This window comes from Streptomyces sp. NPDC057697, from assembly GCF_042799335.1.
Classification (GTDB): domain Bacteria; phylum Actinomycetota; class Actinomycetes; order Streptomycetales; family Streptomycetaceae; genus Streptomyces.
Map to the genome: position 1 here is coordinate 1 of NZ_JBHVJA010000015.1, position 26,149 is coordinate 26,149.

Annotated in this window: 23 protein-coding genes and 1 riboswitch; of the genes, 14 read left to right on the top strand and 9 right to left on the bottom strand. The window is 73.3% G+C overall.

Features of this window, described 5'->3' with window-relative positions; translation table 11 throughout:
- The 3 genes from ACFVFH_RS30285 to ACFVFH_RS30295 all read left to right on the top strand — a co-directional run.
- Positions 1–327: electron transfer flavoprotein subunit alpha/FixB family protein (locus ACFVFH_RS30285; protein ID WP_383774430.1), on the top strand; the 327-nt coding region annotated here is incomplete at its 5' end.
- 306 nt (positions 328–633) lie between these two features.
- Positions 634–1,647, top strand: a complete 1,014-nt coding sequence (locus tag ACFVFH_RS30290) for a sporulation protein (RefSeq protein WP_383774432.1) — start codon at positions 634–636, stop codon at positions 1,645–1,647.
- Complete coding sequence (locus tag ACFVFH_RS30295; protein ID WP_383774434.1) at positions 1,647–1,904, top strand: twin-arginine translocase TatA/TatE family subunit; 258 nt, start codon at positions 1,647–1,649, stop codon at positions 1,902–1,904. Before ACFVFH_RS30290 ends, ACFVFH_RS30295 begins: the two co-directional genes overlap by 1 nt.
- An 83-nt stretch (positions 1,905–1,987) precedes the next feature.
- On the opposite strand, the gene ACFVFH_RS30300 is transcribed toward ACFVFH_RS30295, so the two are convergent.
- The 3 genes from ACFVFH_RS30300 to ACFVFH_RS30310 all read right to left on the bottom strand — a co-directional run bounded on the left by ACFVFH_RS30300 (position 1,988) and on the right by ACFVFH_RS30310 (position 4,566).
- Positions 1,988–2,404, bottom strand: a complete 417-nt coding sequence (locus tag ACFVFH_RS30300; protein WP_383774436.1) for a nuclear transport factor 2 family protein — start codon at positions 2,402–2,404, stop codon at positions 1,988–1,990.
- A gap of 377 nt (positions 2,405–2,781) precedes the next feature.
- On the bottom strand, positions 2,782–3,834 hold the full coding sequence (locus ACFVFH_RS30305; RefSeq protein ID WP_383774438.1) for an endonuclease/exonuclease/phosphatase family protein: 1,053 nt from the start codon (positions 3,832–3,834) through the stop codon (positions 2,782–2,784).
- Between the two features lie 54 nt (positions 3,835–3,888).
- The gene (locus ACFVFH_RS30310) at positions 3,889–4,566 is read right to left on the bottom strand and encodes a M15 family metallopeptidase (RefSeq protein WP_383774440.1); all 678 of its coding nucleotides are present in this window, start codon (positions 4,564–4,566) and stop codon (positions 3,889–3,891) included.
- A 192-nt stretch (positions 4,567–4,758) separates the two neighbouring features.
- On the opposite strand from ACFVFH_RS30310, the gene ACFVFH_RS30315 reads away from it, so the two are divergent.
- Both ACFVFH_RS30315 and ACFVFH_RS30320 read left to right on the top strand, forming a co-directional pair.
- Positions 4,759–5,454: a response regulator transcription factor gene (locus ACFVFH_RS30315; RefSeq protein WP_383774442.1), complete on the top strand. Its 696-nt coding sequence runs from the start codon at positions 4,759–4,761 to the stop codon at positions 5,452–5,454.
- Between the two features lie 38 nt (positions 5,455–5,492).
- Entirely contained in the window at positions 5,493–6,641 is a 1,149-nt protein-coding gene (locus ACFVFH_RS30320; protein WP_383774444.1) for a sensor histidine kinase, read from the top strand.
- Between the two features lie 55 nt (positions 6,642–6,696).
- Here the strand turns inward: ACFVFH_RS30320 and ACFVFH_RS30325 are convergent, their stop codons facing one another.
- Positions 6,697–7,251: a hypothetical protein gene (locus ACFVFH_RS30325; protein WP_383774446.1), complete on the bottom strand. Its 555-nt coding sequence runs from the start codon at positions 7,249–7,251 to the stop codon at positions 6,697–6,699.
- Positions 7,252–7,443: 192 nt separating this feature from the next.
- On the opposite strand from ACFVFH_RS30325, the gene ACFVFH_RS30330 reads away from it, so the two are divergent.
- A complete protein-coding gene (locus ACFVFH_RS30330) occupies positions 7,444–8,508 on the top strand; it encodes a biotin/lipoate A/B protein ligase family protein (RefSeq protein ID WP_383774448.1) in 1,065 nt (354 codons plus the stop codon).
- A 36-nt stretch (positions 8,509–8,544) separates the two neighbouring features.
- Here ACFVFH_RS30330 and ACFVFH_RS30335 read toward each other — a convergent pair whose 3' ends face one another.
- Both ACFVFH_RS30335 and ACFVFH_RS30340 read right to left on the bottom strand, forming a co-directional pair.
- A complete protein-coding gene (locus ACFVFH_RS30335) occupies positions 8,545–11,061 on the bottom strand; it encodes a SpoIIE family protein phosphatase (RefSeq protein ID WP_383774450.1) in 2,517 nt (838 codons plus the stop codon).
- A 90-nt stretch (positions 11,062–11,151) separates the two neighbouring features.
- A complete protein-coding gene (locus ACFVFH_RS30340) occupies positions 11,152–12,627 on the bottom strand; it encodes an amidase (RefSeq protein WP_383774452.1) in 1,476 nt (491 codons plus the stop codon).
- A 191-nt stretch (positions 12,628–12,818) separates the two neighbouring features.
- On the opposite strand from ACFVFH_RS30340, the gene ACFVFH_RS30345 reads away from it, so the two are divergent.
- The 3 genes from ACFVFH_RS30345 to ACFVFH_RS30355 all read left to right on the top strand — a co-directional run bounded on the left by ACFVFH_RS30345 (position 12,819) and on the right by ACFVFH_RS30355 (position 15,499).
- The gene (locus ACFVFH_RS30345; protein WP_383774454.1) at positions 12,819–13,508 is read left to right on the top strand and encodes a hypothetical protein; all 690 of its coding nucleotides are present in this window, start codon (positions 12,819–12,821) and stop codon (positions 13,506–13,508) included.
- Positions 13,505–14,545, top strand: a complete 1,041-nt coding sequence (locus ACFVFH_RS30350; RefSeq protein ID WP_383774456.1) for a nucleotidyl transferase AbiEii/AbiGii toxin family protein — start codon at positions 13,505–13,507, stop codon at positions 14,543–14,545. Before ACFVFH_RS30345 ends, ACFVFH_RS30350 begins: the two co-directional genes overlap by 4 nt.
- A 177-nt stretch (positions 14,546–14,722) precedes the next feature.
- Entirely contained in the window at positions 14,723–15,499 is a 777-nt protein-coding gene (locus ACFVFH_RS30355) for a hypothetical protein (protein ID WP_383774458.1), read from the top strand.
- Here ACFVFH_RS30355 and ACFVFH_RS30360 read toward each other — a convergent pair.
- Positions 15,462–17,012, bottom strand: coding sequence for an NCS1 family nucleobase:cation symporter-1 (locus ACFVFH_RS30360; RefSeq protein ID WP_383774460.1), 1,551 nt, complete (start codon positions 17,010–17,012; stop codon positions 15,462–15,464). The two genes, ACFVFH_RS30355 and ACFVFH_RS30360, sit on opposite strands and share 38 nt — an antisense overlap.
- Positions 17,013–17,155: 143 nt before the next feature.
- On the bottom strand, positions 17,156–18,157 hold the full coding sequence (locus ACFVFH_RS30365) for a TIGR03842 family LLM class F420-dependent oxidoreductase (RefSeq protein WP_383774462.1): 1,002 nt from the start codon (positions 18,155–18,157) through the stop codon (positions 17,156–17,158).
- A gap of 420 nt (positions 18,158–18,577) precedes the next feature.
- Positions 18,578–18,708, top strand: a riboswitch (cobalamin riboswitch).
- Positions 18,709–18,746: 38 nt separating this feature from the next.
- Here ACFVFH_RS30365 and ACFVFH_RS30370 point away from each other — a divergent pair.
- The 4 genes from ACFVFH_RS30370 to ACFVFH_RS30385 are packed head-to-tail and all read left to right on the top strand — an operon-like array spanning position 18,747 to position 22,346.
- Entirely contained in the window at positions 18,747–19,733 is a 987-nt protein-coding gene (locus ACFVFH_RS30370; RefSeq protein WP_383774464.1) for an ABC transporter substrate-binding protein, read from the top strand.
- On the top strand, positions 19,730–20,803 hold the full coding sequence (locus tag ACFVFH_RS30375) for a FecCD family ABC transporter permease (RefSeq protein WP_383774466.1): 1,074 nt from the start codon (positions 19,730–19,732) through the stop codon (positions 20,801–20,803). Before ACFVFH_RS30370 ends, ACFVFH_RS30375 begins: the two co-directional genes overlap by 4 nt.
- Positions 20,800–21,588: an ABC transporter ATP-binding protein gene (locus ACFVFH_RS30380; RefSeq protein ID WP_383774468.1), complete on the top strand. Its 789-nt coding sequence runs from the start codon at positions 20,800–20,802 to the stop codon at positions 21,586–21,588. The genes ACFVFH_RS30375 and ACFVFH_RS30380 overlap by 4 nt, the downstream gene beginning before the upstream one ends.
- Entirely contained in the window at positions 21,585–22,346 is a 762-nt protein-coding gene (locus tag ACFVFH_RS30385; RefSeq protein WP_383774470.1) for a hypothetical protein, read from the top strand. Before ACFVFH_RS30380 ends, ACFVFH_RS30385 begins: the two co-directional genes overlap by 4 nt.
- Before the next feature lie 100 nt (positions 22,347–22,446).
- On the opposite strand, the gene hydA is transcribed toward ACFVFH_RS30385, so the two are convergent.
- Positions 22,447–23,838, bottom strand: coding sequence for a dihydropyrimidinase (gene hydA, locus ACFVFH_RS30390; protein ID WP_383774472.1), 1,392 nt, complete (start codon positions 23,836–23,838; stop codon positions 22,447–22,449).
- Between the two features lie 386 nt (positions 23,839–24,224).
- On the opposite strand from hydA, the gene ACFVFH_RS30395 reads away from it, so the two are divergent.
- Positions 24,225–26,111 carry an alkaline phosphatase family protein gene (locus tag ACFVFH_RS30395; protein WP_383774475.1) on the top strand — a complete coding sequence of 629 codons (1,887 nt, stop codon included), beginning with the start codon at positions 24,225–24,227 and terminating at the stop codon, positions 26,109–26,111.
- Positions 26,112–26,149: the final 38 nt, after the last annotated feature.

Genomic DNA, 26,149 nt, shown 5'->3' on the forward strand with positions numbered 1-26,149 from the left:
GCGGAGAACTTCCATGTGATCGAGTCGCTGGCCGATTCGCTGGGTGCGGCGGTCGGTGCGTCGCGGGCCGCGGTGGACGCGGGCTGGTATCCGCACTCCAGCCAGGTCGGGCAGACGGGCAAGTCGGTCTCGCCGCAGCTGTACATCGCCTCGGGCATCTCGGGCGCGATCCAGCACCGGGCGGGCATGCAGACCTCGAAGACGATCGTCGCGATCAACAAGGACGCCGAGGCCCCGATCTTCGACCTCGTCGACTACGGCGTCGTCGGAGACCTCTTCCAGGTCGTGCCCCAGCTCACCGACGAGATCAACGCCCGCAAGGGCTGACCCGCTCCACGACCGCAGGACACGAACCATGGCCCGGGGCCGTGTGGTGCACCCGCACCACACGGCCCCGCACCCTTTTCCGACCCTCGCCCCGCATCGTAAAAGCACGGCAAAACGCGCACGTCAAGCGGGTGCCAGGACCTCCCGAGCGATCCTTTTCGGACTTTCGTGTCCGCCGAGCCGTCACGGCCCCGGAAGCCCCGCCACCGGCCCTATGCTCTACACGTCTGTAGAGAACGGGAGCCGCCTGCGGCGTTCCCGGACTCCCCGCACCCCTCGTACGCACATAAGGGAGTGGACGCCGCAATGGTGTTCAAACGACTGCTCGGCTCGCTCGGCGTGGGCGGCCCCACCGTCGACACCGTCCTCACCACCGGGGCGGCCGCTCCCGGCGGCCCGCTGTCCGGCCAGGTCCACCTCAAGGGCGGCAGTTCCGACTTCGACATCGACCACCTCACGCTGGAGCTCGTCGCACGCGTGGAGGCCGAGCACGAGGAGGGGGAGGAGGAACACGTCGTGGCCTTCGAACGCTTCACCGTGGGCGGCGGCTTCCGGCTGGCCGAGGGTGAGCAGCTCAGCGTGCCGTTCACGGTCGCGCTGCCCTGGGAGACACCGGTCACCGAGCTGTACGGCCAGAGCCTGGGCATCGTGCTCGGCGTACGCACCGAGCTGTCGGTCGCCGGGGCCCGGGACAAGGGCGACCTCGACCGGCTCGCGGTGGGTCCGCTGCCGGTGCAGGAAGTGATCCTCGAAGCGTTCGGACAGCTCGGATTCGGCTTCGCGTCCGCGGATCTGGAGTACGGCCGCATCGGCGGCACCGGCCAGCAGCTCCCCTTCTACCAGGAGATCGAGCTGACCCCGCCGCCGCAGTACGCGCACGCGGTCAACGAGATCGAGGTGACCTTCCTCGCCACCGCGGGCGGCATGGAGGTGGTCCTGGAGGCCGACAGGCGCGGCGGACTCCTCTCCGGCGGCCACGACGCGCTCACCCGGTTCACGGTCGGGCACGACGGCATCCACCACCAGGACTGGCGCGCGCTCGTCGAGGGCTGGCTCCGGCAGCTGATCGAGCACCGGTCGGCGTACGCCGAGGGCTCCGCGTACGGACACGGCGATCCGTACGCCGGGCACCACGGCCACGAGAGTGCCCACCACCACGACGGCGGGCACCGCTCGGGCCCCGGCCTCGGAACGGCTGTCGCGGTGGGCGCGGCCGGGCTCGCGGTCGGTGTCGTCGGAGGGCTGGTCGCCGCCGAAGTCGTCGACGAGGTGGGGGACTTCTTCGAGGACGACAGCGACGACGAGGGCGAGGACGACTGATGTTCGGTATCAGTGAGCTCGCGGTCGTCCTGATCGTGGTCGTCCTGGTCCTGGGTGCCAAGAAGCTTCCCGAACTGGCCCGTTCGGCGGGCAAGTCGGCGCGCATCCTCAAGGCCGAGGCGAAGGCGATGAAGGAGCAGCAGGGCGCCGAGGGGGAGGCGGGGACGCCTCGTGTCATCCGGGGCGAGACCGTCCCCGGGCCCGACGCCGGGGCCCCGGGGCGGGACGGGGGGCAGCAGCCCCGGGACCGCGCCTGAGCCACCCGGCCCGTCGGCCACCCACACCGTCGGGCGCCCATGCCGTCCGTGGCAACACACACCGTCCGGGGGCGCGCACCCCGTCAGGGCGTGCACGCCTGCGCGATCGACAGGCTGTTCTCGTACAGGTGGTGGCGGGTGATCCGGCCGTTCTCGACGGTGAGGCGCAGGGCGAAGGGGCCCTCGAAGGACCTGCCGGTCGCGCGGACGGTCCCCGAGACGTGCCCCGTCAGCACGGCGTCGGCGCCGTCGACGAGGACGGCATCGATGGACGCGACGGCGTCCTCGGCCACCGTGTGCTCGGTCAGCTCCGTCAGCTGGGCGGCGCATTCGGCGGCGGTGGAGCGGGGCCGGATCCAGGGGACCGCGGGGTTCTCCGCGAGCAGCCAGTCGACGTCGTCGGCGAAGAGCGCGGTGAGCCCCGCGATGTCCCCGGCGAGGCGGAGGGCGAGGAACTTCTGGACGGTGGCGCGGGTGGCGTCCGCGGTGGTGGTTGTCATGCGTCGCAGCCTGCCCGGACGCCGACGGGGCGTCGATTACCCCGGAGGTAGGGGCGGGACAGGACGGCATGTCGGGGGTCGGCGCCGACCCGGCGGGCGGCCGCGGGCTCGAAGCGGGCCTGCCGTACGCGGCCCCGCCGCTCGGCGCATCCGGAGGGCCGGTCCGCGCGGGGCGGACGCCCTCCGGAACCGGGCGGGCGCGCTCGGGGGCGTACCCGCGGCGCGCCGCACCGGCCGTCGGTGATCACCGGGACGGGGCCGTCCGCGGGAATCCGGCGGCCCGTTGTCGCAGGGCGGTGCCGGGTCGCGGGACCGTGCCGCCGCCGCGAGCACGGGCGGGACGGCGCATGCGTCACAGGTCCGGTGCGGGACGGCGCTCAGGCCCTGAGTCCGGCGGCGACCGGCCGGTGGTCGCTGCCGGTGGCCGGGAGGGTCCAGGCGTCGGTGGGGGTGACGCCGCGGGTGAGGATGTGGTCGATACGGGCGACCGGGAAGGCCGCGGGCCAGCTGAAGCCGAAGCCGCTGCCGGCCAGGTCCTCGACCGGTGTCAGCCGGGACGTCAGCGGGGCGAGCCCGCGGTCGGTGGTGGTGCCGTTGAGGTCGCCCAGGAGGACGACCCTCTTCTGCTGTTCGCGGTCCAGGAACCGGTCGAGGGCGGTGAGGGCGTGGTCGCGCCGGGCGACGGTGAAGCCGGACGCGCCGACGCGTACCGAGGGCAGGTGGACCACGTAGACGGCGAGGGGCCCGTTCGGCCCCCGCACCACGGCGCGCAGGGAGCGGCTCCAGCCGGGGTCGATGGTCAGGCGCCGGGATTCGGTGATGGGGTGGCGGCTCCACAGGGCGACGGTGCCGATGTGCACGGAGTGGGTGAGGCGGTGGTCCAGCACCTTCCGGTAGGCGGGCAGGGCCTCGTCGGTGACTTCCTCCAGCGCCACCAGGTCGGGGTCGGCGGCGAGCAGCGTCCGGGCGGTCCCGGCGGGGTCGGGGTTGGCGGCGTTGACGTTGTGGGTGACCACGGTCAGGTTCGGCTCGCCGTCGCCGCGGCCGCCGAGGAGCAGGGGCGCGAACACGACGAACCAGACGGCGCCGAGCAGGAGTGCGGCGATGACCGTCGGCACGGACCTGCGGACGAGGGCGGCCAGAAGGAGCGCCGGTACGGCCAGACCGGTCCACGGCAGCAGGGTTTCGAGCAGGCTGCCCAGGTTGCCCGGTGTGTTGGGCACGAACGAGTGGCAGACCAGTGCGAGGCCCGTCATCACCGCGACGGCGCCCGGGATCCGGCCCGCGTGCCACCTCGGGCGGTACCAGGGACGGGGATCGGTGGGCGGTGTTCCGCCGGTCGGTGTCCCGGGGAGCGGTGCGTCGGCGGGATCGGAGAATCCGCCTCCGACGTACACGTCCGGATAGGGGTCTTCGCGCAGATCGGCCATGACATGTCCTTCGGCAGGGGGTGGCACGGGCTGAGGGGCTGAACGCATCGGCCGTCAGCCGGCCGCGTCGCGCAGCGGGGACGGGCAGTCGCCGCCGGGACGGGTCAGCAGCTCGAAATGCCACATCTCGTTGGCGTAGACCTGGCACAGGCCGTAGTCGGAGCCGTTGCGGATGAGCCAGTCGTCGGCATCGGTGGGGCCGATGTCGACCGCCTTGCCGGACACATGGGTCGACTTCTGCGGGGTGTTCACGAACTGTCTCGCCTTCTCCTCGCTCCCGTACTTCTCGATCCCCTCGTCCAGCAGGCGCTGCTGGTGCTCCCTGCTGCGCCATCCCGAGGTGATCCGCAGTTCGATGCCGTGGGCGCGGGCGTCCCGGGCCGCCTTCTGCACCGCCTTCAGCAGCCGCTCGTCCAGTCGCCCGACGGCCGGGTAGCGGGTGTCGAACGGGGTGAGCTCCCGGCCCTCCGGCAGGTCACCGCCCCCGGTGTCCCGGCCCCCGGCCTCCGCCGTGCTCCGCACGGCCGGTTCTCCGCCGCTCGGCCCGTGGCCGGCCGGTGCGGCGGTCCGTGTGGCCGGTGCGGCGGTCCGTGTGGCCGGTCCGCTCCCGGATGTCGCGGCCCAGGCCGCCGCCAGCGCCACCACCACGACCGCACCGGCTCCTGCCGCCGCCCGGCCGGGGAATCGGCGCGTCGCCGCCCTGGGGCGCTCCGCGGTGGGGTGGTCGTGCATGGTGGCCTCCGGGCATCTCGTACGGCGCGGCGAGTGCGGATGCCGCGGGCTGACGGAACGAGTGAACGGCGGGCCGTGTTGTCGGGCCGTTTCGATTTCCCGATACGTTTTCGATATGCCCGGACTGTTCCCATGGGGAGGGCCGGAAGGGCCGACGACCGGCCGGGCGAGGCAAGGAGCAGGAGAGACCGTATGCGGGTGCTGATTGTCGAGGACGAGCTGTATCTCGCCGAGGCGGTGCAGGCGGGCCTCAGACTCGAAGCCATCGCCTCCGACATCGCAGGGGACGGCGACACCGCCCTGGAACGCCTCGATGTGAACGAGTACGACGTCGTCGTGCTCGACCGCGACATCCCCGGCACGCACGGGGACGACGTGTGCCGGATCATCGTGGAACGGCGCCTCGGCTGCCGGGTGCTCATGCTGACCGCGGCGGGACTCCTGGACCAGAAGGTCACCGGGTTCGAGATCGGCGCCGACGACTACCTGACGAAGCCGTTCGACCTGAAGGAGCTCGTCGTACGGCTCCGCTCGCTGGCCCGCCGGCCCAAGGACAGCACGCCCCCCGTCCTGGAGTACGCCGCGATCCGGCTGGACCCGTTCCGGCGCGAGGTCTTCAGGAACGGCAGATACGTGGCGCTCACCAGGAAGCAGTTCGCCGTCCTGGAAGTCCTGATGACCGCGCGCGGCGGCGTCGTCAGCGCGGAGACGCTGCTGGAGCGGGCCTGGGACGAGAACGCCGATCCGTTCACCAACGCGGTCCGCATCACCATCTCCACGCTCCGCAAACGGCTCGGCGAGCCGTCGGCGATCCTCACCGTGCCGGGCGTCGGATACCGCCTCGACGAGCCGGCCGGGCACCACGGGCCGACGGGGCACGGCCGGTGAACCGCCGCCGCGCCCTCGCGTCCCCGGCCGGAGGCCCGGTGCCTTCCGGGCGGCCGCGCCGGCTGACCGCCCGGATGAAGCTCACCCTCACCTACGCCCTGTTCGTCGTCGTCGCCGGGGCGTTCAGCCTGGTCGTGGTCTACCTGGCGATGCGGTTCGTGCCCTACTACCCGCTGGCCGACGTGAACCCGCAGGCGGCCGCCATCGCGACCCGGCCGGACATCCTCCGGGACCTCGCCAAGGCCTCCGGCGTCACGCTGCTGCTCCTGGCCCTGATCGGGCTCGGCGCGGGCTGGCTCATCGCGGGCCGGGTGCTGCGTCCCCTCCAGGACATCACCCGGGCCGCCCGCCGGGCCGCCCACGGCTCCCTGGACCACCGCATCGGGCTCACCGGCCCGCGCGACGAGTTCACCGAACTTTCCGACACCTTCGACGACATGCTCGCCCGCCTGCAACGGTCCTTCGACGCCCAGCGGCGCTTCGCCGCCAACGCCTCGCACGAGCTGCGCACACCGCTCGCCGTCAGCCGCACCATGCTCGACGTGGCCGTCGCCGACCCCGACGGCCAGGACTACCACCGGCTCGTCTCCCGGCTCCGCGAGACCAACCAGCGCGGTATCGACATCACCGACGCCCTGCTCCAGCTCTCCGCCCTGGACCACACCCCGCCCGCCATGGAGCCGCTCGACCTCGCCGACACTGCCCGGGGCGCCGTCGAGACCGTCCGCGAGGAGGCCAGGGCACGCGACGTCACCCTCGTCACCGACCCCCGCCCGGCCCCGGTCACCGGCAACGACGTACTGCTGCGCCAGCTGACTTTGAACCTGCTCCACAACGCCGTACGGCACAACCTGCCCGCCGGTGGCTCACTCTCCCTGACCACCGGCCCCGACCCGGCGCGCCCCGGCCGCGCCCTGCTGACCGTCAGCAACACCGGACCAGCCCTGTCCGGCACGGTCGAGCGCCTCACCGAACCGTTCCTGCGCGGCAGCGGGCGCCTGGCCGAGAAGAATTCCACCCGCCGCGGCCACGGCCTCGGACTGGCGATCGTCGCCAGCATCGTCCGGGCACACCACGCGGACCTGTCCCTGAGCCCCGATCCGGGCGGCGGGCTCACCGTCCGGGTGTCGCTGCCGGGTGCCGCACAGGGATGGGACGCCGCCGCCGGGCGCGCGCCCGTGGAGTGACCCGATGACGAGCGACGGGGCGGGGGCGGCGGCGCCCTTCCGGGGCTCCCGTGCCTCACGCTCCGCCGATGGAGCGGTTTCCGGTCCAGCCGGTGACGGCCACCGTCTCCCGCGCGATGTCCACCACCGGCCGTCCGTCCGTCGCCACGCGCACCGTGTCCGCGTGGACCCGTTCCTCCAGGAGACGTGCCTTGCGGACGCTGCTCCGGAATTCCGACTCCAGCTCCGAGCCGAGCTCCCGGCCCAGCAGCCGTTCCCGGGCGGTGGCGTCGGTGGCGGTGAGCAGCACCCGTACCATCCGCGCCCCGTCGCCCAGGGCGCGTTCGAACATGCCCGTCGCTTCGGGCAGCACGCTCACGGTGTTCGTATAGATCAGGCGGCGGTAGCCGCGGCGGGAGAAGTTCGCCCACACGTCCCTCAGATTGCATTCGGTGACCTCCGAACGGTCGGGGTCCCCCTCCGGTGCCGGGTGGACGGACCCCATGAAGTCGCCGTCGATGACCGCGTGGGGAACGGCGGCCGCACGCAGCTGTGCCGAGATCTCCCACCCCACCGTCGTCTTGCCGACCCCGGCCCGCCCGCCGATAAGCAGTACTTCCGTGTGCTCCATGGAGACACCGTGCCAGCCGACGGCGGCCCCGCGCGATCCGGATTTCGGCACGTCCGCCGGTACGGCCCCACCGGCGGATGGCAGCTCGCCGAGGGCGGGCGTTACAGTGCGATGCGAGATATGTGCGCGTCCGTCCCGGATCGGAGCAGTGGGCTCACGATCCACGCCGCGCACCGGGAAGGGAACGAAGCCGTGCATGGCGAGTACAAGGTGCCCAACGGCAAGCTCGTCGTCGTGGATCTGGACGTCGAAGAGGGGGTGCTGCGCCGTGTGCGCGTCGCCGGGGACTTCTTCCTGGAGCCCGACGAGGCGCTCCTCGCGATCGACGGGGCCCTGGAAGGCGCTCCCGCTTCGACGGACGCCGCGGGGCTCGCGGCCCGGATCACGGCGGCGCTGCCCGAGTCGACCGTCATGTTCGGGCTGACCGCGGAGGGTGTCGGCATCGCGGTCCGGCGGGCACTGGCCCAGGCGACCGAGTGGAGCGACTACGACTGGCAGCTGGTGCACACCGAGGCACAGGCCCCGGCCCTGCACATGGCGCTGGACGAGGTCCTGACCGCCGAGGTGGCCGCCGGGCGGCGGGCCCCCACGCTGCGGGTCTGGGAGTGGGCCTCGCCCGCCGTGGTCATCGGCAGCTTCCAGTCGCTGCGCAACGAGGTGGACGCCGAAGGGGCGGCACGGCACGGGATGACGGTGGTACGCCGCGTCTCCGGCGGCGGGGCCATGTTCGTGGAGCCCCTGAGCACCATCACGTACTCCCTGTCCGTACCGGACTCGCTGGTCTCCGGCCTCACCTTCGCCGACAGCTACGCCTATCTCGACGACTGGGTGCTGGGCGCCCTCGGCGACATGGGGATCAAGGCCTGGTACCAGCCGCTCAACGACATCGCCACCGACGCCGGGAAGATCGCCGGCGCCGCGCAGAAGCGGATCGTCGGCACCGACGGCGGCCCCGGTGCCGTCCTGCACCACGTGACGATGTCGTACGACATCGACGCGGACAAGATGCTGGAGGTGCTGCGGATCGGCAAGGAGAAGCTCTCCGACAAGGGGACCAGGAGCGCGAAGAAGCGCGTCGACCCGTTGCGCCGTCAGACGGGGCTGGCGCGCGAGGCGGTGATCGAGCGGATGATCGACTCCTTCCGCGGCCGGTACGGCCTCGCCCGGGGCCGGGTGACGGACGAGGAGATGGCGCGCGCCGAGGAGCTGGTCCGGACGAAGTTCGGCACGGCGGAGTGGACCGCGCGGGTGCCGTGACGGGCGGCCGGGCGAGGGGCCTTTCGCAGAGGTGTGTCAGGCGCCCGTCGTCGGGAGGTCCTGCTCGGTCCAGATGATCTTGCCGTCGGCCGTGTAGCGGGTGCCCCAGCGGCGGGTGAGCTGGGCGACGAGGAAGAGACCGCGGCCGCCCTCGTCGGTGGTGCGGGCGTGCCGCAGCCGGGGCGAGGTGCTGCTGGTGTCGGAGACCTCGCAGATCAGGACGGACTGGCGCAGCAGCCGGAGCCGGATCGGGCCGGTGGCGTAGCGCACCGCGTTGGTGACGAGTTCGCTGACGATCAGTTCGGTCGTCATCTCCAGCTCCTCCAGGCCCCAGGAGCGCAGCACCTTGGCGGTCCGTGCCCGGACCCCGGCGACCGCCGCCGGGTCGGTGGGCACCTCCCACGAGGCGACGTGGTCGTCGCTCAGCTCATGGGTGCGGGCGAGCAGCAGCGCGACGTCGTCGGGCTGGGGCTGCGAGACCAGCTGGTCCACGACGCTCGCGCAGAGGGCGTCGAGCGGGAGACCGCGCTGGGCCAGGGCGCCGCCGAGCCGGGACATGCCGAGGTCGGCGTCCCGGTCCCGGCCCTCGATCAGTCCGTCGGTGTAGAGGCCGATCAGGCTGCCTTCCGGGAGGCAGATCTCCGCCGTCTCGAACGGCATGCCGCCCAGGCCCAGCGGGGGCCCGGCGGGCAGTTCCGGGAAGCTGACGCGGCCGTCCGTGGTGACGACGACGGGCGGCGGGTGGCCGGCCCGCGCCATGGTGCAGAACTGGGTGACCGGGTCGTACACGGCGTACAGGCAGGTGGCGCCGAGCACCGTGGTGCCGCCGCCGTCCTCCCCCTCGGATTCCTCGTCGCTCAGCCGGAGCACCAGGTCGTCGAGGTGGGCGAGGAGTTCGTCGGGCGGCAGCTCCATGTCGGCGAGGGTGTGGACCGCGGTGCGCAGCCGGCCCATGGTGGCCGCGGCGCCGATGCCGTGGCCGACGACATCGCCGACGACCAGGGCGACCCGGGCGCCGGAGAGCGGGATCACGTCGAACCAGTCGCCGCCGACGCCGTCCTTGGCGTCCGCGGGAAGGTAGGACGAGGCCACGTCCAGGGCCATTCCGCCGGGCAGGGTGTGCGGGAGCAGACTGCGCTGAAGGGTCAGCGCCGCGGCGTGCTCGCGGGTGTAGCGGCGGGCGTTGTCCACGCAGACGGCGGCGCGGGCCACCATCTCGCGGGCGGGCAGCACGTCGTCGGGTTCGAAGGGGGCGGGGTTGACCGACCGGACGAAGGTGGTCAGACCGAGCACCGTGTCGCGGGCCCGCATGGGTACGGAGATCAGGGAGTGGAGCCCGTGTTCGCGGATGCTCGCCGCCCTGCCGGGCTGTTCGGCCGCCCACACGTGGCTGTCGGGGTCGAGGACCGGGATGAGGACGGGTTCGCCGTCGACCAGGAACCGGAGGTCGTGGGGCGGCGGCAGGAAGTCCACCGGATCCCCGACCCGGCAGACCGCCTCCGGGCAGCCCTCGCGCACCGAACTCATCCCGGCGCGCCGCATCCTCGGCCGGACGGAACCGGTGACGACGCCGGACCGGGACAGCTCCGGACCCGACAGCCCCACGCCCAGGGGCCACGGGCCGGGGTCGTCGGGGCTGGCGACGGGCTCCAGCAGGTCGACGACGACGAAGTCGGCGAACCGCGGCACCGCGAAGTCGGCCAGTTCCTGCGCCGTACGCATCACGTCCAGGGTGGAGCCGATGCTCGCCCCGGCGTCGTTGACCAGGGCCAGGCGCTGCTGGGCGTTCCACCGGTCGGTGACGTCGAGCACCATGTAGCACAGGCCCGTGACGGTGCCGTCGCTGTCGGTCAGCGGGAGGTACGACGTGGAGTAGGCGCGCTTGCGGCGCGGATCGGCCCAGGTCCAGCCCAGGTACTCGTAGTCGATGACGGGGACGCCGGTGTCCAGCACACCGCGCATCAGGGTCTCCAGGGCCTCGGTCTCCAGCCCCGGGAGCACCTCGCTCAGCCGGCGGCCCATCCGGTGCTCGCGCGGTACGCCGCTGAAGCGTTCCAGGGTGTCGTTCATCCAGATGTAGCGCAGGTCCGGGCTCATCACCGCCACGCCGATCGGTGAACCGGCCAGGAAGGCGTCCAGCACGGACTGCCCGACCGCCCACTCCGGCCGTCGTTCGCGTCCGGACACCAGGAAGCACTCCCGGCCGTCCAGGTGAAACGAGGCCGAGACCCGGAGGTCCAGCTCGATCCGGCTTCCGTCGCGCCGCCGTGCCTCGGCGACGCCCCGCCACCCCACGCCCGCGCGGCAGCGCTCGGCGATCCCCGCCACCCGGACCGGGTCCTCGGGCATGGCGAGCAGGAACCCGCCGGACCGCCCGACCACGTCCGCGGCCCGGTACCCCAGCAGGTCCTGCGCGCTCTGCGTCCAGCCGACGACCTTTCCGGTGCCGGCCACCACCGCGGTCGCGTCGTTGGCGGTGTCGTAGGAGTGCCGGGGAGTGCTGGGCTGCGGGGGCTCGGCGCCGGGCGCCGGCTGCGGACCTGCACACGCCATACTCGCCACCACCCATCCACTCCTTGTCCATGATCCCGCCTCCCGCGCCCGTGTGCGAACGACCGGGTGCGGGCGGGTGGCGGCGGGCGGTCAGCGTCCCCCGTCCGGCCCGTGGCGGGTGGGCGGGGCCGGGGGCCGGTGCTCGTACCAGCGCCGGTCGGCCTCCAGCTGGGCGGCGAGGGAGATCAGCAGCCCCTCGCTGCGGGAGGGGCCGAGCAGCTGCGCCCCGACGGGCAGCCCGTCGGCGGTGAAACCGGCCGGCACGTTGATGCCCGGCCAGCCCAGTACGTTCCACGGCCAGGCGTACGGGCACGCCTCGGTCATCGCGAGATCGGTGCGCCAGGCGCTCAGCCCGTCGAAGCGGCCGATCGGGGGCGGCGGCAGCGCGGTCGTCGGGGTGAGCAGCACGTCGTACCCGGCGCCGCCGCGGGAGGGGCGGAAGAAGGCGCCGATCCTGCGGTGCTGGCGCACCTCGCGTTGCCTGGCCGCCCGTACCGCCCGGCCGCCGAGCCGGGTTCCGGTGCGCAGGGCGCTGCGGGTGCGCGGGTCGAGGAGGGCGGGGTCGGGGTGGCGGGCGGCGAGTTCGGCGATCCCCGCGGTCGCGCGGGGCACGAAGCCGAGACCGATCAGCCCGTACTGGGGCCGGGCCTCCTCGACGTCGTGGCCCAGCCGGGCGAGGTCCTCGGCCAGGGCGAGGACGGCCCGGCGCACCTCGGGGTGGGGCGCGGAGCGGGTGAGGGTGAGCGGGGGGCGCCAGGCGAGGGCGATCCGCAGCCGTCCGGGGTCGCGGCGGGCGGCGGCCGCGGCGGCGACGGGGGGCGGCCGGTGCGGGTCGTCGGGGTGGGATCCGGCGGCCGCGTCGAGCAGCAGCGCGGCGTCGGCGACGGTCCGGGCGAGCGGCCCGTTGACGGTCAGCCCCTGGAAGGCGTCGGTGTGCGGATGGCCGGAGATCCGGCCGCGCTGGGGCTTGATGCCGACGAGATGGGTCCAGGCCGCCGGGATGCGGACGGAGCCGGCGCCGTCCGAGCCGAGCGCGGCGGGTACGAGACCGGCCGCGACGGCCGCCGCGGAGCCACCGGAGGAGCCGCCGGGGGTGTGGCCGGTGTGCCACGGGTTGCGGGTGGCGCCGAAGGCGCGGCCCTCGGTGAACGGCCACTGGCCCAGCTCGCAGGAGTTCGTCTTGCCGACGATCACGGCCCCGGCCGCTCTCAGCCGCCGTACGGCCTCGCTGTCCGCGGTCGCGGCGGGCAGGTCGCCGTCGCACCCGAAGTAGGTCGGCATCCCGGCGACGTCCATGTCGTCCTTGACGGCGACCGGCACGCCGAGCAGGGGCAGCCGCTCCCCCGCCGCGAGCCTGCGGTCGGCCTCGGCGGCCTCGGTGAGCGCCGCCTCGGCGCGCAGCTGCCGGAAGGCGTTGAGGGTGCCCTGGCTCGCCTCGATGCGGCGCAGGGCCGCCGACACCTGTTCGACCGAGGTGGTGCGGCCCTCGGCCAGCTCCCGTGCGCTGTCGGCCAGCCCCGTCGGACCGGCCGGTTCGGTGGTGTCCACGGCTTGTGGTGAGGACATGGGCGGACCGCCTTCCTCGTCCCGGCGGACGCGTACGCACGACGTGTGCGCGGCGCGCGCCGGTACGCCCGAACGAACTTACCGGAGGGTAACGATTGGTGAGCGGTCCGCTCAACCGTTCGGTGGAATGTGGCCGGGCATCGGCCCGGGGGTGTGTCAGTGCCGCTTGCTACGTTCACCGGTGGAAACAGGTGACCGGAACACTGCTGGAGGGGTACGTGGAGGCGGAGTTCGAGGGCGAATTCGAGACGCATCTGACGGTGCGCTTCGATCCCCGGGCCGACGAGGCCGAGGAGGGCGCCCGGCTGGGGCGCTGGGCGGAGCGGCACGGCCTGAAGCTCACCCGCATCGTCCTGGACCGCGGTGCCGTGCCCGACCAGCCCATGCTGACCGAGCAGGGGCGCGGTTCGCTCTCCGGGCAGCGGGCGGCGGCGGGGCTCCGGGCGGACGCGCTGCGCGCGGCGGGCTTCCCCGTCGTCCGCGTGAAGATCGAGGCCGCGCCGTGGAACGAGGGGATACCCCGGACGGCCGAGGAGGCCGCCGCGCTCTCCCCCGACTGTCACTTCGAGCACCACGTCAAGCTGCTGCTCTCCGGCGAACCGCAGCTCGCCGCCGCGCGGGCCGCGGCCGAGCGGCACGGCGCCCATCTGTCGCGCAACGCCCGCCGCACCGACGGCCGGGGGCGCCATGAGCGGTTCGTCACCCAGCGCTGTCGTGCGATCGGCCGGCCCGGCGCGCGGGCCCGGCTCGACGCGCTGCTGCGCGCGCTGGGCGACGCGGGGCTCGAAGTGCTGGAGACCGAGGAGGAGTTCGTCGTGCACGACGACCACCCGGCCCTGGACGCGGGCTGGATCGACGAGCGGGCCGGGGCGGCGCGGTGAGCACGGCCGACCGCCCCGTTCCCGGGGAGCCGGCGTTCGACGATCCGGCGCTCGCGCCGCGCTGGCGGGCCGCCCGGCGCGCGGTCCAGGACCATCTGCTGCGCGTGATCGCCGGGTCGCCGTGGGGCGACCAGCTGGTCCTGCGCGGCAGCCTGCCCCTCCAGGCGTGGGTGGGTGAGGCGGCACGGGAGCCGGGCGATCTGGACTGGATGGTGTCCGTCCCGGCGGCGGACGAATTCGTCGACCGCCTCGATCCCTACCCGTACGTCGCCGGGATCGAGGCGGTCCAGCACTGGCCGGAGGCGGCGCACGGCGCGGCCGCTCCCGAGCTGTGGACGGACGAGGAGAGCCACGAGACCGCCGGTGCCCGGCCCGTTCTCGCCCCCGAGGGGCTCCGCTGGGTCGAGATCGAGGGCCCCGACGACATCGATCCGCCGCCCTCCCCCGCCGAGGAGGTCGTCGCCGCGCTGACGGCCGGGCCGCCCCCGCCCGGTGGGATACGCGTCGATCCGCTCCGGGTGACCTCGGACGGGGTCTGGATGTACCGGGAGTACGAGACCCCCGGTGTGCGGGTGGTCGTTCCCTGGCAGGCGGACGGGCTGCCGCCGGGCGAGCTGCGGATGGACTTCGCCCAGGACGAACGGCTGCCCGAGGCCCCGGTGTGGACGGCCTGCCCGCGCGGTGACGGCGGGCCCCCGACGCCGGTCCGGACCGCGAGTCCGGGGCTCTCGCTCGCCTGGAAGCTGCTGTGGCTGGCCGAGGACCAGGAGGCGGAGGGCCGGTCGGCGGCCAAGGACCTGTACGACGCGGTGCTGCTCGCGGAGCACGCCGGGACCGTGCTGCCGCCCCGTCTGCTGCGCGCCGTGCTGGGTTCGCACGGATCGTGGTTCACGCCCGACGCGGTGCTGGACTGGCTGGTGGACTGGTCGGCCTTCCACGCCGCGCATCCCTGGGTGGACGGTGGCCCGGACCGGCTCAGGGAGCGGCTGGCCGCCGCGCTGCCGCCCCTGCTGGAGCGGAGCGGCCCGCGGCCGTGACGGCGTGACCGGCCGCGCCCCCCGGCGGTGTGCTCCGCCGGGCGACCGGTCCGGCCCCGGCGTACGCTCAAAAGAAGTCCGACGGCGCCCGGACGGACGGCGTCGGACAGCATCGGACGGCACCTGGACGGGCCCGGCGGCGGCACACTCCCCCACGGGTCCCACGAGGGAGGCGACGTGACCGGTCGACACCACGGCACCCGCCGGGCCGCCTGGGCGGCGGCCGTCCTGCTGGGGCTCACCGGGGGCAGCGTCCTGGGCGGCGGCGCGGCGCGGGCGGACGACGGCATCGACAAGCTCTCCGCCCAGCAGATCGCCGACCGTTCGCGCGACGCCCTGCTGAGCGCCCGTTCCCTGCGTCTCACCGCGCGCGGCGACCTCGGCGACGGCAGCCCCCCGACGACGCTGCGGCTCACCCTGGACCGGGACGGGAACTGCGAGGGTTCCGTCGGTCTCGGCCACGGCCAGGGCTCGGTCCGGATCGTGAAGCGCGGCGACACGGTCTGGGTCAGACCGGACGCGGCGTTCTGGAAGAGCCAGGTGCCGGACGGCGGTTCGGCCTTCGCCGCGATCCTCAACGGGCGCTACATGAAGGGCTCCGCCTCCGACCCGCGCCTGCGCGACCTGGCGGCCGGCTGCGATCCGGACACCTTCCAGAAGCTCGTCAGCGACCACGCGGACAACGACCGCGGGACGCTGAACAAGGCCAGGAGGACCACGCTCGACGGAACCCCGGTGGTCCCGCTGACCCGGATGAGGGACGGCCGCACGACCACGACGTACGTCGCCGCCACCGGCAAGCCCTACCCCCTGAGGATCACGCTCCGGGGCGACGGGGCGGACGCGGTGGTGAACCTCTCGGCGTTCGGCACGCCGGTGCCCACGACCACGCCGCCGCCGGACCAGACGTACGACATCAGCGCCCTGCTGGGCCGGACGTCGGCGCCGGTGTGACGCCGGACCGCCCGCTGAGCACCACGTACAGCAGCAGCGAGGAGACCAGCCCGACCGCCCAGCCGTAGTCGGCGAGCGGCTCCAGGAACGGGATCAGGCCGTCGGCCGGGAACGGGCCCGTCCCGGGCGCGGAGTGGGAGCCCCCGATCGCGAGGACGCCGCCGACGGCGAACGCGGCGACCGCCCGCCAGTTCCAGCCGTTCGTGTACCAGTACCGGCCGCCGGGGCGGTAGAGGTCCGCGAGGTCGAGCACCGTGCGGCGGACGATCCAGTAGTCGGCGATCAGGATGCCCGCGACCGTGCCGAGCAGGCCGCCGACCAGCCCGAGCCAGGTGAAGATGTACAGCTCGGGGGTCCCGGTGAGCTTCCACGGCATGATGAGGACGCCGACGATCCCGGTGATCAGGGCGCCCGTACGGAAGTCGACGAGCCGGGGCGCGAGGTTCGCCAGGTCGTACGCGGGTGACACCACGTTCGCCGCGATGTTCACGGAGACGGTCGCGACCAGCACCGTGACCAGGGCGTAGAGCAGCCCGAAGACGTTGTCGGTCCGCGCCACGAGCTGCACCGGGTCCCAGATCGCCTCGCCGTACACGGCCTGCGAGCCGGAGGTGACCAGGACCGAGAGCAGGGCGAAGAGCGTCATCGTGGTCGGCAGGCCGAGCACCTGGCCGCGGATCTGGGCGCGCTGTCCGGCCCCGAAACGGGTGAAGTCGGGGATGTTCAGCGAGAGCGTGGCCCAGAACGCGATCATGCCCATCAGCGAGGGGAAGAAGACCGGCCAGAACTCCTTGCCCCAGCCGAGCTTCGACGGCTGGTCGAGCAGCGGACCGAAGCCGCCCGCCTCGACGGCGATCCAGACGAGGAGCACGACCGCGCCGACGATGACGAACGGCGCCGCCCAGTTCTCGAACCGCCGCAGCGCGTCCATCCCCCGGTGGATGATGGCGAGTTCGAGCGCCCAGAAGAGGACGAAGCAGAGCCAGAGCGTCCATGGCTGCCCGCCGATCACGGACGCCTCCGCCCAGCCGCCGAACGTCTTCCCCAGCAGGGTGAAGATGCCGACGCCCCCGATCCAGGTCTGGATGCCGAACCAGGCGCATGCCACCGCGGCCCGGATCAGCGCGGGCAGGTTGGCACCGCGCAGCCCGAAGGAGGCGCGCGCGAGCACCGGGAAGGGGATGCCGTACTTGGGCCCGGCGTGCCCGGTGAGGAGCATGGGTCCGAGCACGATCAGATTGGCCAGCGCGATGGTGAACACCGCCTGTTTCCAGTCCATGCCGAGGGCGACCAGACCGGAGGCGAGCAGCCAGGAGGGAATGTTGTGGGCCATGCCCACCCAGAGCGCGGCGAAGTTGTACGTCGTCCAGCGGCGCCGTTCCAGCGGAACGGGCAACAGGTCCTCGTTGACGAACCGGTTGTCGGCGGGAACGGCGCCGGGGGCGAGTTCGACGCGCCCGGCGGATGCGGGTATCCGGTCCTGCGGCGGAACCGGGGGAACGGTCGAGGTCATGGCGGCTGGACCCTTCGCTCGGGAGTGGTGCCGTGCGGGGCGGGGCGCGGGGGGTGCGGACGGCCGCGAGGTGGCAAGGGGCAGGGCTCGGGGGTGCCGGGGTGCGGGGGGGTGCGGACGACCGTGGGGCGGGAGGGGACGGGTCAGTCGGACAGCGCGGGGATGATCCGTGCGCCGTAGGCGTCGATGGTCGCCTCGCGCGCGTCGTGCATGTTGTACACGGCGAACTGGTCCACGCCCAGATCGCGCAGGGCGCGCAGCTTCTCGATGTGCGCCTCGGCGGGGCCCAGCAGACAGAACCGGTCGACGATCTCGTCCGGCACGAAGTCGGTGTCGGGGTTCCCGGTCCGGCCGTGGTGGCTGTAGTCGTAGCCCCGCCGGCCCTCGATGTAGGCGGTCAGCGCCTCGGGGACCAGCCCGGAGTGCGCGCCGTACCGGGAGACCAGGTCCGCGACGTGGTTGCCCACCATGCCGCCGAACCACCGGCACTGCTCCCGGGCGTGGTCGAGGTCGTCGCCCACATAGGCGGGGGCGGCGACGCAGATGGTCACGGAGCCGGGGTCGCGGCCCGCCTGCTCCGCCGCGTCCCGCACCGCCTTGACCATCCACTCGGTGAGGAACGGGTCGGCGAGCTGGAGGATGAATCCGTCGGCCTTCTGTCCGGCGAGGGCCAGCGCCTTCGGGCCGTACGCGCCCATCCAGACGGGCAGTCTGCCGTCCTTCACCCAGGGGATCCGGACCGGCTGTCCGTCGACGGTCGCCTCGCGTCCCTCGGCGAGGTCGCGGATGACGTCGATGGCCTCGCCGAGACGGGCCAGGGTGTTGGGCCTGCGTCCGGCGACCCGCATCGCCGAGTCGCCCCGTCCGATGCCGCAGACGGTGCGGTTGCCGAACATGTCGTTGAGGGTGGCGAAGGTGGAGGCGGTGACCTCCCAGGTGCGGGTGCCCGGGTTGGTGACCATGGGGCCGACCACGAGGTGTTCGGTGTGTTCGAGGATCTGGCTGTAGATGACGAACGGTTCCTGCCAGAGCACCGTCGAGTCGAAGGTCCAGCCGTAGCGGAAGCCGTTCCGTTCGGCGCGGCGCATCAGGCCGACGACGGCCGAGGCGGGCGGGTCGGTCTGGAGGACGAGTCCGAAGTCCATGGCGGGTGCTCCCTGGTCGGGGTACGGAGAGGTGGCGCGGGGGTGGCTGCCGTGTCCGGCCCGGCCGGTGAACTCCCTTGCGTCGACGACGACTTCACGGCGCGAGGACGGTCGCGACCCGGCCGGTGATCCGCTGCCCCCGTGTGCCGGGCGGCCGGCGTCCGGGGGCGGGGTGGTCGCGGATGCGGTGGCGGTGTCCTTGAGTGACGTACTGCGGCAGATCCTTCCATATCGGACCACGGCGAACCCTGTACGACGCCGCCACGGACGCGACGTGTGGGCGACGATTCTGGACCGCTTCCGGGGCTTTGGGAAGAGGCCCTCCCGACGGGCCGCGGATGGCCGGCCGCGCGGCGTGCGCGGTGCCGCGGTACCGGCGCGCACGCCCCGGCGCGAGGCCGGGACCTGCCGGAATACGGGGTCTGACACAATGGGCGCAGCAATCTCGGGCGACGCGCGTCAGGAAACCGGTGTGAATCCGGTACGGTCCCGCCACTGTGACCGGGCAGCAGCCCGGAAGCCAGATACTGGCCGCGCCGCCTTCTCGAACGACCCAGGGGACGAGGACATCCCCCGGAAAGGCTCGGCCATGCCCCGGATCCGTCGTGCGCCCCTCGCGCTCATACCCCTGCTTCTGCTGCCGCTCACCGGCTGCGGCTCCGGCTCCGGCGGCGACGGCGGCAAAGCGGCCGCACCGGCCGCCGACGGCTTCCCGTACACCGTCACCAACTGCGGTGTGAAGACGACCTTCGACGCCCCGCCGGAGCGGGCCGTCACCATGAACCAGCACGCCACCGAGATCATGCTGGCCCTCGGCCTCCAGGACCGGCTGGCCGGGACCGCCTACCTGGACGACAGCATCCTGCCGAAGTACCGGTCCGCGTACGCCGGGACCAAGGTGCTCGCGAAGGAGTACCCCTCCAAGGAGGTGCTGCTCGGCGCCGATCCCGACTTCGTCTACGGCGGCTACGCCAGCGCCTTCGACAAGGCCAAGGGCCAGGACCGGGCCACGCTCCAGAAGAGCGGCATCAACACCCGGCTGAACGTCGAGAACTGCACCAAGCCCAAGGTCGGGGTCGAGCAGCTCGCCACCGAGATCACGCAGGTCGCCAGGACCTTCGGCGTGCCGGAGCGCGGCCGGAAGCTGATCGCCGAGGAGCGGCGCAAGCTCGCGGCGGTCGAGAAGGATCTCAAGGGCGCCTCGCACCCCTCGGTGTTCGTGTACGACTCCGGCGACAGCTCCGCGTTCACGGCGGGCGGCAACGGCATCGGCAACGAGATCGTCCGGCTCGCCGGCGGCGAGAACGTCTTCGCGGACCTCGACGCCACCTTCGGCGACGTGTCCTGGGAGCAGGTCATCAAGCGCAGGCCCGAGGTGGTCGTGATCTACGACTACGGCGGCACCCCGGTCGCGGCCAAGAAGAAGCGGCTGCTGAACGATCCGGCGCTCGCGGACGTACCGGCGATCAAGAACAAGAGGTTCGCGGTGCTCCCGCTGTCCTCGGCCGTGCTCGGCGTCCGGGTCGCCGACGCCGTGCGGGACCTGGCCGGTCAGCTGCACCCCGGCGACCGGTGAGCACCGGGTCCGCCGCCCCCCGTCCGAAGCCCCTCCCCCGCCCGAAGGCCGTGCTCCGGTCGACCCCCTTCGTGATCGGGGTCCTCACGGTGCTGCTGCTGGCGGCCGCGGTGGCCGGTCTGGCGCTCGGTCCGGTGCGGATTCCGCCGGACGTGGTACTGCGCACGGTGCTGGGCGGTGAACGCACGGGGGCGTTCCCGACGATCGTGTGGGAGGTGCGGCTGCCCAGGGTGCTGCTCGGGGCCGTCGTCGGCGCCGGGCTGGCGCTGTCGGGCGCGGTGCTCCAGGCGCTGGTGCGCAACCCGCTGGCCGATCCGTTTCTGCTGGGCGCCTCCTCCGGTGCCTCGGCGGGCGCCGCCTCGGTCGTCGTGCTGGGGCTCGGCGCCGGTGCGGCCACCGATGTGGCGCTGCCCGTTGCCGCGTTCACCGGGTCCATGGCCGCGCTGGTCGCCGTCTACGCGATGGCCCGGCGGGGCGGCACCATGACGACGGGCCGGCTGATCCTGGCCGGGGTGGCGATCCAGTACGTGCTGTCCGCGTTCACCAGCCTGATCCTGGTGCTGTCCTCCCGGGCCGAGCACGTGCGCGAGATCATGTTCTGGACCCTGGGCGGGCTGGGCGGAGCCCGCTGGGACCAACTGGCCCTGCCCACCGTGGTCCTGGCGCTCGGCGCCGTACTGCTGATCAGCCTGGCCCGTCCACTGGACCTGCTGCTGACCGGGGAGGAAGGGGCGCGCAGCCTCGGCCTGGACCCCGGCCGCTTCCGGGCCGGGGTCTTCGTGCTGGTGTCGCTGGTCATCGGGGTGCTGGTCGCCTACAGCGGCGCGATCGGGTTCGTCGGCCTGATGGTCCCGCACGCCGCCCGGCTGGTCGTCGGCGCGTCCCACCGCAGGCTGCTGCCGGTGACCGCGCTCGGCGGGGCGGTCTTCCTGCTGCTGGCCGATCTGCTGGCGCGGACGGTGGCGGCCCCCCGGGAGATCCCCGCCGGAGTGGTCACCGCCCTGGTGGGCGGCCCGTTCTTCCTCTGGCTGCTGCGCCGCTCCAGCCGTACCGAAGGGATCACCGGATGAGCCCGGCACCGTCCCCGACGGCGCTCGTCGCCGACGGGATCAGTTACGAGGTGGCGGGCCGCACCCTGCTCGACGGAGTCGTGCTGGACGCCGCTCCCGGCGAGACGGTCGGCCTGGTCGGGCCGAACGGCAGTGGCAAGACCACCTTCCTGCGCTGTGTGTACGGCGCCCTGCGCCCCGCGGCCGGCCGGGTCCTGCTGGACGGTACGGACGCGGCGGGCCTCGGGGTGAAGGAACGGGCCCGGCGCGTCGCCGTCGTCCCGCAGGACAGCCCCGGCGCCTTCGGCATGACCGTGCGCGAGATCGTGGCGATGGGCCGCAGCCCGCACAAGCGGTTCTGGGAGCAGGACGACGCCGACGACGCCCGCCGCATCGACGGGGCGCTGCGGCGGGTCGGCGCGGCGGCGCTGGCCGGGCGGCGGTTCGACGAGCTGTCCGGCGGGGAACGGCAACGGGCCCTGATCGCCCGCGCCCTGGTCCAGGAACCGGGACTGCTGGCGCTCGACGAGCCGACCAACCATCTGGACATCCGCTACCAGCTGGAGATCCTGGCCCTGGTGAGGACGCTGGGCACCACCAATCTGCTGGTGCTGCACGATCTCAACCTGGCCGCCTCCTACTGCGACCGGCTGTTCGTCCTGGCCGCCGGACGGGTGGTGGCGTCCGGGTCCCCGCGGGAGGTGCTGACGGAGGAACTGCTGGCCGAGGTCTACGGGGTGCGGTCCCGGATCGGCGCCCATCCGGTCACCGGCTCCCCCAACGTCGTCTACCTCCCGCTCTCATGAGCGACGGCACGTCCGCCGTCTGGACGCCCCTGCCGCACGGGCCGCGCTGGCAGGTCGGCGAGGGCGGGCCGCCCCCGGGCGAGGCGGAGCGGTGGCTGGCGGCCGACCGGCTGGCCGACCCGGCGAGCGGCGAACTGTCCGGGCTGCTGGAGAGCGAGCGCACCGGCAGCGGCCACCGCACCGGCCACGCGACCGCGCTGACCCTGATGGCGGTGTACGCGGGCCGGGTCACCGCCGCCGCCGTGCTCCACTGGGCGCTGTACGACGAGGTCCCGGACCTGCGGTCCGGCAATGTGCTGGTGCGCCCCGCCGCGCACGGGATCGGCGGGGTCCGGGTGCGTGTTCCCCGGCTGCTGGCGCCCCGGGCCGGGGAGGACCCGGTACGGCTGCTGCACCGCACCGTGCTGGACGGGCATCTGCTGCCGGTCGCCGAGGCGCTGCACCGCCGTACCCGCGCCGGGCTCAGGCAGTTGCGCGGCGGGATCGCCCACGGCTGCGCCACGGCGCTGTGCGCGTACGGCGCGGAGGTGGACCTGCTGGCCGACCGCTGGCGGGAGTTCGCGGACACGGCGCCCGGCGGGCTCGCGGGGCTGGGCGAGGTCGCACGGGTCCGGCGCGCGCCGGACGGCCCGGAGCGGCTGGTCTATCTGCGCGACACCTGCTGCCTGTACTACACGAGCGCCGAGGCGGTGCGCTGTGCGAGCTGCTGTCTGACGGACCGCGAGGAGCGGCTGCGGGCGTACGCGCGGCGGGGGTAGGACCGGCGGGCGCCCGGGGGGACCGGGCGCCGTCCGGCAGGCAGCGGACACGTCCGGGGGCGGGCGGCGGACCGGCGGTCGCCCACCGGCCCGCCCGGTCTCAGTTCGTGTACTGGCCCAGGCCCCGCGGCACGTAGGCCCCGTGCCCGGCCCTGCCCACGTACGCGCGGCCGGCGATCACCGGGACCCCCCGCGACAGCACGGTCTCGACCCGTCCGGTCACCCGCTTGCCCTCGTAGGCCGAGTAGTCGACGTTCATGTGGTGCGTCTCGGCGGAGATGGTCTGCTGGGCGGCCGGGTCGTAGACGACGATGTCGGCGTCGGCTCCCGGCGCGATCGTGCCCTTCTTCGGATACAGGCCGAACATGCGGGCGGGCGCGGCGCAGGCGATCTCGATCCAGCGGCGCCGGGTGATGTGCCCGTCCACGACGGCCTGGTGCAGCAGGTCCATGCGGTTCTCGACGCCCGGCATGCCGTTCGGGATCTTCGAGAAGTCCCCGAGCCCCATCTCCTTCTGTCCCTTGAAGCAGAAGGGGCAGTGGTCGGTGGACACCACCTGGAGATCGTTCGTCCGCAGCCCGCGCCACAGGGCTTCCTGGTGCTCCTTCGGGCGCAGCGGGGTGGAGCAGACGTACTTCGCGCCTTCGAAGTCGGGCTCGGCGAGGTTGTCGGTGGACAGGAAGAGGTACTGCGGACAGGTCTCGCCGAACACGGGGAGCCCTTCGTCCCGGGCCCTCGCCAGCTCCGCGAGGGCTTCCCGGGCCGATACGTGGACCACGTAGAGGGGCGAGCCCGCGACCTGGCTCAGTTTGATCACCCGGTGTGTGGCCTCCGCTTCGAGGAGCGCCTTGCGGACCTCGCCGTGGTGGCGCGGGTCCCTCTCCCCGCGTGCCAGCGCCTGTTCCACGAGGACGTCGATCGCGAGGCCGTTCTCCGCGTGCGCCATGATCAGCCCGCCGTTGGAGCCGGCGCGCTGCATGGCCCGGAGGATCTGGCCGTCGTCGGAGAGGAAGACCCCGGGGTACGCGGTGAAGAGCTTGAACGAGGTGACACCGGCCGAGACGAGCCCGTCCATCTCCCGGAGCGAGGACTCGTTGACATCGGACATGATCATGTGGAAGGCGTAGTCGATCGCGCACCGGCCGTCCGCCTTCTCGTGCCAGGCGTCGAGCCCTTCGCCCAGGGAACCTCCCCTGGGCTGGATGGCGAAGTCGACGATGGTCGTCGTGCCGCCCCAGGCCGCCGCGCGGGTGCCGGTCTCGAAGGTGTCGGAGGCGTATGTGCCGCCGAACGGCATCTCCATGTGCGTGTGACCGTCGACCCCGCCCGGGATCACGTACTTCCCGGTGGCGTCGATGACGTGGTCGGCCGTCCACGCGTGGCCGTCATGGGTGGCCAGGCCCACGACGCGGCCACCGTCGACGAGCACATCGGCGTACAACTCGTCGGAGGCCGTGATCACCAGTCCGCCGGTGATGAGGGTGCGTGCCATGGCATCTGCTCCATTCGCGTCGGATCAACCGCGTTCGCTCCTGAACCGTTCCTGCCCGTCCGGCGGGTCTACGCCCGTAGACATGGCGCGTGTCGAAGAACGTAGAAGTGGGCTACCCACTGTGGCAATACCGCTGCCGCCAATCGCTGAAGACGTTTCTGTTTCCTCGGCCCGGCACTCCACCGGCCCACCCGCGCGAGCCGCCGTCACCGCCAACATCCCACCGGTCATCACGAAATGATGACGGGTCTGGTCCAAATGTCGAATGCGGTTCATGCGCCCGCCCCCTGCGCGGGGTGGTCCGATCACCACCGGCGGCGAGCCTCGGACCCAGCACCGGACGCCCCCGATGTCCGGTGCCCACCGACCCGATCCCGGAGGATCACGTGTCCCTGTCGCGCTCCGCGCGTACGGTGCTGGCCGCCGCCACCGTCGCCGCCGTCGCACTGCCGCTCGCCACCACCGCCGCTCGGGCCCAGGGCTCCAAGGCCCCGGCCGCCGCCCCGTACGCCGGTCTGCCCTCCGGCACCAAGCAGGCCAAGACCCTGGTCATCGGCATCGACGGCGCCACCTTCGACGCGTTCTCGCGCGCCGAGATGCCGCGCCTGAAGCAGCTGATGGCCAAGGGCCTGACCGCCCGGAGCAATCTGTACGCCGACCCGATGGCGCCGACCGTCTCCGGCGCGGGCTGGTCGTCCATCGCCACCGGCGTCTGGCCCGACAAGCACAACGTGAAGGACAACAACTTCACGGCCCCCGCCTACGACCGGTACCCGGACTACGCGACCCGGCTGGAGACCGCCGACCCGGCCACCTCCACCCTGGTCGTCGGCACCTGGAGCCCGATCCCGCAGACCGTCTTCGGCGCGAAGACCGATCTGCGGATCGCGGGCGGCAACGACGAGGGCACCACCGCCAAGGCCGCCGACTACCTGGCGCACGGCAACCCCGACTCCACCTTCGTCCACCTCGACGAGGTCGACGGCGCCGGCCACAGCAGCGGCTCGGCGAGCGACGCCTACCTGGGGGCCCTGAACACCGCCGACACCCAGGTCGGACGGCTGCTCGACGCGGTGACCTCGCGGCCGACGTACGCGAAGGAGGACTGGCTCGTCGTCGTCACCGCCGACCACGGCCACACCCCCACCGGCGGCCACGGCGGCAACACCCCCTTGGAGCGCGGTACGTTCGTGATCGCCCAGGGCAAGGGCATCCGGCCCGGTTCGGTGCGTGACGACGTCAAGATCACCGACATCGCGCCCACCGTCCTGCGCCACGAGGGCGTCGCCACCGACCCGGCCTGGGACCTCGACGGCAGCTCGCTCGCCGAGCTGGAGCCGGACGCCTTCGACGCGCTGCGCCCCTCGCTCCGCGCGCCCGTCGACGAGACCAAGCTCCCGGCCGGCGTGAAGGGGTGGACGAACACCGCGCCCGAGGGCTGGTCCATCGACAACGCGAAGATGCCCGCGGGCGGCGTCACCGAGTGGCGCGGCTGGGCCTTCGCCACGGACGAGTTCTGGACCAACGCCGAGCGCGGCCAGGGCCGCGAGACGAACGTCCGCGCCCGCGACGTGTTCGCGGTCGCGGACTCCGACGAGTGGGACGACAAGGCGCACGGCGCCGGGCAGTTCGACTCCACCCTGGTCAGCCCCGCGTACCGGCTGAACGGCGCCGCGCGGGCGACCGTCTCCTACGCGACGAACTACCGGGTCGACGGTCCGCAGACCGGCGATGTGTACGTCTCGTACGACGGCGGCGCCCCGCAGCTCGTGAAGTCCTACCGGGCCGACAGCAACACGGTCGAGCGTCTTGAGCTCGCCGTTCCGGCGGGCGCGAAGTCGGCCCGGCTGAGCTTCCGCTACACCGGCACCAACAGCGCCTTCTGGACCGTCGACCAGGTCGTCTTCGGCCAGCCGCATCCGCCGTCCCAGCTCGCGGTCGCCTCGCTGAGCGCCGACACGAAGCTCCACGGGCGGCCCGGCTCCGACGCGGCCTGGAAGGTCACCGCCAACGGCGTGATCAGGACCGCGCAGGGCAGGCCGGTGAAGGGCGCGAAGGTCACGGCCGAGCTGACGGCCGGCGCCAGGGTGCACGAGCTGACCGGCACGACCAGGAAGGACGGCTCGGTGCGCTTCGGCGCGACGGTGCCCCGGGGCGTCGCCTCGGCCACGCTGAAGGTCACCGAGGTGCGCTACCAGCACCTCGCGTACTACGGCGAGCTCGACCCGGTCCACTCCCTGGACCTCACCCGCCCCACCGGACACCGGGGCTGACCGAACGGCCGGGCCCCGGCACCACCCGCCGGGGCCCG